The organism is Planomonospora algeriensis, from assembly GCF_977012225.1.
Genome location: NZ_CDRNDK010000458.1, coordinates 1 through 4,909, shown reverse-complemented (window position 1 = coordinate 4,909; position 4,909 = coordinate 1). Strand labels below are relative to the sequence as shown.

The window sequence follows — 4,909 nt, the reverse complement described above, 5'->3', positions numbered from 1 at the left end:
CTGGCCGGGCTGCGCGACGTCGCCGGGCGCCTGGCCGTCGGCCTGGCCTCGGTCACCGCGGTCGTCGACCCCGAGATCGTCGTGCTGACCGGCGGCACCCTGCTGGCCGGCGGCGAGCTGCTGCGCGGCCTGGTCGAGGAGGAGCTGCACGCGCTGACCATCCCCCGGCCGCCGCTGCTGCTCTCGGCCGTCGAGGGCAACCCGGTCCTGGCCGGCGCCCTCGACCTCGCCCTCGCCGCCGCCCGCGAGGAGGTCTTCAGCTCCACCCTGCCCTCCTGACCCCTCTCCTGCCACTATCTGCCTCCACCTGTCTCTTTCCACCTTCCGTGGAACCTCCAGCTCTCCTGATTCATCCGGTCATCCCACCCCCCGATCGAGGAGGCCACTGTCGTGAACCGACGGTTTCTCACCCTCGCCACGGCCGCCGTCGCGGCCGCGGCCCTGACCGCCTGCACCGCGGGCGACCGGAGCGCGCCCGCGCTCGGATCCCAGCCGAAACCCTCCGGGAGCGCCGCCGCGGCGCTGCCCGCGGCGACCATCGAGCTCTGGCACGGGTTCAGCGCCGACAGCGAGGTCAAGGCGTTCGAGGACGCCGTCGCCGGCTTCCGGAAGAAGTTCCCGCAGATCACCGTCAAACTCACCAAGGGCGTCCAGGACGACCAGATCACCCAGGCCGTGCGCGGCGGCACGGCCCCCGACGTGGCGGCCTCCTTCACCACCGACAACGTCGCGCAGTGGTGCCGCAGCGGGGTCTTCCAGGACCTCGCCCCGGTGATCGCGCAGGACGGCATCGACCTGTCGGTGCTCCCCGCGGCCGCGCGCTCCTACACCGAGTTCGAGGGCCGCCGCTGCACGCTGCCGATGCTCGCCGACGCCTACGGCCTCTACTACAACAAGGCCCTGATGAAGGGCGAGCAGCCGCCCAAGACCCTGTCGGAGCTGACCGCGCTGGCCAAGAAGCTCACCGTCCGCGACGCCGACGGCGACATCGAGGTCGCCGGGTTCATCCCCAGCTTCCAGTACTACGAGAACTCCCCCTCCCACCTGGGCCCGATGGTCGGGGCCAGGTGGTACAACGAGGACGGCACCTCGGCGATCGGCTCCGATCCGGCCTGGAAGAAGCTCCTGACCTGGCAGAAGGAGCTCGTCGACTGGTACGGCCACGACAAGCTCGACAAGTTCCGCAAGGGCTTGGGCGACGAGTGGGGCGCCGAGCACCCCTTCCACAAGGGCAAGGTCGCGATGGCGGTCGACGGCGAGTGGCGCAACGCCATGATCGCAGGCGACGCGAAGGACCTCGACTACGGCACCGCCCCGATCCCCGTCGCCGACGACCGGCCCGAACTGTACGGCAGCGGCTTCACCGCGGGCACCGTGATCGGCGTACCGAAGGGCGCCAAGCACCCCCAGCACGCCTGGGAGCTGGTCAAGCACCTGACCACCGACACCGGCAGCCTGGTGACGCTCTCCAACGCGCTGCGCAACGTGCCGACGACCAAGGCCGCGATGGACTCGCCCGAGCTGAAGAAGGACGCGAACTTCCAGACCTTCCTCGACATCTTCAACCACCCCAAGACGAGCACGCTCCCGCCGAACGTCAACAGCGTCTTCAACCAGGAGGCCTTCACCGCCTTCCTCGTCGAGTGGGAGAAGGGCTCCGTCAAGGACCTCGACGCCGGCCTGGCCGGGGTCGACAAGCGCATCAACGACAAGCACAAGCTCTCCGGGGGCTGATCCGCGATGAGTCTCACCCTTGCGGCGCCGCCCGCCCGGCGGCGCCGCGAGGGCCTGCGGGCCCTCGTGTGGCTGTCACCCTGGCTGATCGGGTTCGCGGTCTTCTTCCTCTACCCGCTCGCCGCGACCGTCTACTTCTCCTTCCACCGCTACGACCTGTTCACGCTGGAGTTCGTCGGCCTGGACAACTACCGCTACCTGCTGACCGACGACCGGGCCCTCACCTCCATCGGCAACACCCTGTGGCTGGTCGTCTTCATGGTCCCCGCCCAGCTGCTCTTCGCCCTGGGGGTGGCCTGGCTGGTCACCCGGCTGAAGGCGGGGGCCGGGTTCTTCCGGACCGTCTTCTACCTGCCCTCGCTGATCCCGACGGTGGCGGGCACGGTCGCGTTCGTGTTCCTGCTCAACCCGGCCACCGGCCCGATGAACCAGTTCCTGGAGCTGTTCGGGATCACCGGCCTGGACTGGTTCGGCGACAAGGACTGGTCCAAGCCGAGCCTGACCCTGCTCGGCATGTGGGGCACCGGCAACACCATGGTCATCTTCCTGGCGGCCCTGCTGGACGTGCCCAGGCACCTGTACGAGGCGGCCGCGCTCGACGGGGCGGGGGCCTGGCGGCGGTTCCGCAGCGTCACCCTGCCGACGATCTCCCCGGTGCTGCTCTTCTCGGCGGTCACCGGCGTCATCTACGCCCTGCAGTACTTCACCCAGGCGATGATCGCCGCCCGGGTCGCCTCCGGCTCCACCGACTCCCCCGGCAGCAGCTTCACCCCCGGCTACCCGGAGATGTCCACCCTGACCCTGCCCCAGTGGCTGTTCCAGATGGGCTTCCGCGACTTCTCCATGGGGTACGCGTGCGTGCTGGCGCTGCTGCTGTTCGCCGCGTCGATGCTGCTCACCCTGGTCCTGCTGCGCCGGTTCCGCGGACTCGAGGAGGTCTCGTGAGCACCGCACCCGCCACCCTCGGCCGGGCCCCGGCCTCCGCCGCCCGCCGCCCGACCGCCCGGAGCCTGCGCCGGCGGCGGACCCTGCACTGGATCGCCGTCCACTCCCTGGCGATCGCTCTCGCGATCATGTTCGTCGCCCCGCTGGTGTTCATCGCGCTCACCGCGCTCATGACCGACCAGCAGGCGCTGACCAGCGAGCTGTGGCCGCGCTCGTGGAACTGGGGCAACTTCACCGAGGTGTTCGCCCGCTCGCCCCTGCTGCTGTGGATCGGCAACACGATGCTGTACGCGGGCTTGGGCACCGCGTTCATGCTGCTGTCGTCGGTCCCGGTGGCCTACGCACTGGCCCGCTTCCGCTTCCCCGGCCGCCGGGCCGCCTTCCTGGCCGTCATCACGATGATGATGCTGCCGCCGCAGGTGGTCGCCGTGCCGGTGTACCTGATCTGGGCCCGCGCGGAGCTGACCGGCACGCTCTGGCCGCTGATCCTGCCCATGCTGCTCGGCGACGCCTTCTCGGTCTTCCTGCTCCGCCAGTTCCTGCTGACGATCCCCAGGGAGTACACCGAGGCGGCCCGGGTCGACGGCTGCTCGGACCTGGCGACGCTGCTGCGGATCGTCCTGCCCATGGCCCGGCCCGCCATCGCCGCGGTCGCGCTGTTCCAGTTCTTCTACTGCTGGAACGACTACTACGGCCCGCTGCTGTACGCCTCCACGAACGTGGACAACTGGACGCTCTCCATCGGGCTGGCGTCCTTCAAGGCCCTGCACAGCGTGCAGTGGAACCTCACCATGGCGGCCACACTGCTCGTCATGGCACCTGTGATAATCGTGTTCTTCCTCGCCCAGAGAGTCTTCATCGAGGGCGTCACCTTGACAGGAGTGAAGGGTTGAAACTCGCCGTTGTCGGGGGCGGCTCGACGTACACGCCCGAGCTGATCGACGGATTCGCGCGGCTGCGGGACGAGCTCCCCCTCACCGAGGTCGCGCTGGTCGACCCGGACGCCTCCCGCCTCGACCTGGTCGGCGGGATGGCCCGCCGGATGCTGGCCCGCGCCGGACATCCGGCGAGGGTCACCGCGACCGCCTCGGTCCCCGAGGGGGTCGCCGGGGCGCAGGCCGTACTCCTGCAGCTGCGCGTCGGCGGCCAGGCCGCGCGCGACGTCGACGAGACGCTCCCGCTGGAGTGCGGCTGCGTCGGCCAGGAGACGACCGGCGCGGGCGGCCTGGCCAAGGCCCTGCGCACCGTCCCGGTGGTGCTGGACATCGCCGAGCAGGTCCGCCGGCACGCGCCCGGCGCCTGGATCGTCGACTTCACCAACCCGGTCGGCATCGTCACCCGGGCGCTGCTGGAGGCCGGGCACCGCGCCATCGGCCTGTGCAACGTGGCCATCGGCTTCCAGCGCCGCTTCGCCGCCGCGCTGGGCGTCGCGCCCGAGCGGATCGCCCTGGGCCACGTCGGGCTGAACCACCTGACCTGGGAGCGCTCCGTCCTGCTCGACGGCGTGGACGTGCTGCCCCGGCTGCTGGACGAGCACGGCGAGCAGATCGCCCGGGACGTCGGCCTGGACGCCGCGCTGATCCGCCGCCTCGGCGTGGTGCCCTCCTACTACCTGCGTTACTTCTACGAGCACGACCGCGTCGTCGCCGAGCAGCGGGCCAGGCCGTCGCGCGCGGCCGAGGTCGCGGCGATGGAGGCCCGGCTGCTGGAGCTGTACGCCGACCCGGCGGTGGACACCAAGCCCGAGCTGCTGGGCGAGCGCGGCGGCGCGTTCTACTCCGAGGCCGCCGTCGCGCTGATCGCCTCGCTGCTCGGCGACCGCGGCGACACCCAGGTGGTCAACCTGCGCAACGACGGCGCGCTGCCGTTCCTGCCGCCCGAGGCGGTCGTCGAGGTGCCCGCGACGATCACCGCCGCCGGGGCGCGGGCCCTGCCCGTCGACCCCGTGGAGCCGCTCCACGCGGGTCTCATCGCGCACGTCACCGCGTACGAGACGCTGGCCCTGGAGGCGGCGCTGCACGGCGGCGAGGAGCGGGTCGCCGACGCGCTCCTGGCCCACCCGCTCATCGGGCAGGCCTCCCTCTCCGGCGACCTGGCCCGCCGCCTGGTCGAGGCCAACCGCCCGCACCTGCCCTGGGCGGCGGGCGCGTGAGGACCGTACCGGCCGGAGACGACGGGCGCACGGGGAGCGGGTCCACCGGGAGCGGCGGGCGCACGGGGACCGTGTCGG

Annotated in this window: 4 protein-coding genes and 1 pseudogene; all 5 read left to right on the top strand. The window is 71.4% G+C overall.

The genetic code is table 11. The annotated features are described in order from the left end of the window. Positions 1 to 279 (top strand): annotated as a pseudogene (locus ACWJ6R_RS30185) (sugar kinase); the annotation flags it as partial. Between the two features lie 111 nt (positions 280 to 390). Next, positions 391 to 1,734 carry an ABC transporter substrate-binding protein gene (locus ACWJ6R_RS30180; protein ID WP_449065478.1) on the top strand — a complete coding sequence of 448 codons (1,344 nt, stop codon included), beginning with the start codon at positions 391 to 393 and terminating at the stop codon, positions 1,732 to 1,734. 6 nt (positions 1,735 to 1,740) lie between these two features. Continuing rightward, on the top strand, positions 1,741 to 2,679 hold the full coding sequence (locus ACWJ6R_RS30175; RefSeq protein WP_449065477.1) for a carbohydrate ABC transporter permease: 939 nt from the start codon (positions 1,741 to 1,743) through the stop codon (positions 2,677 to 2,679). Next, a complete protein-coding gene (locus ACWJ6R_RS30170) occupies positions 2,676 to 3,572 on the top strand; it encodes a carbohydrate ABC transporter permease (RefSeq protein ID WP_449065476.1) in 897 nt (298 codons plus the stop codon). The genes ACWJ6R_RS30175 and ACWJ6R_RS30170 overlap by 4 nt, the downstream gene beginning before the upstream one ends. Then, the gene (locus tag ACWJ6R_RS30165; protein WP_449065475.1) at positions 3,569 to 4,831 is read left to right on the top strand and encodes a 6-phospho-beta-glucosidase; all 1,263 of its coding nucleotides are present in this window, start codon (positions 3,569 to 3,571) and stop codon (positions 4,829 to 4,831) included. The genes ACWJ6R_RS30170 and ACWJ6R_RS30165 overlap by 4 nt, the downstream gene beginning before the upstream one ends. Positions 4,832 to 4,909 lie beyond the last annotated feature (78 nt).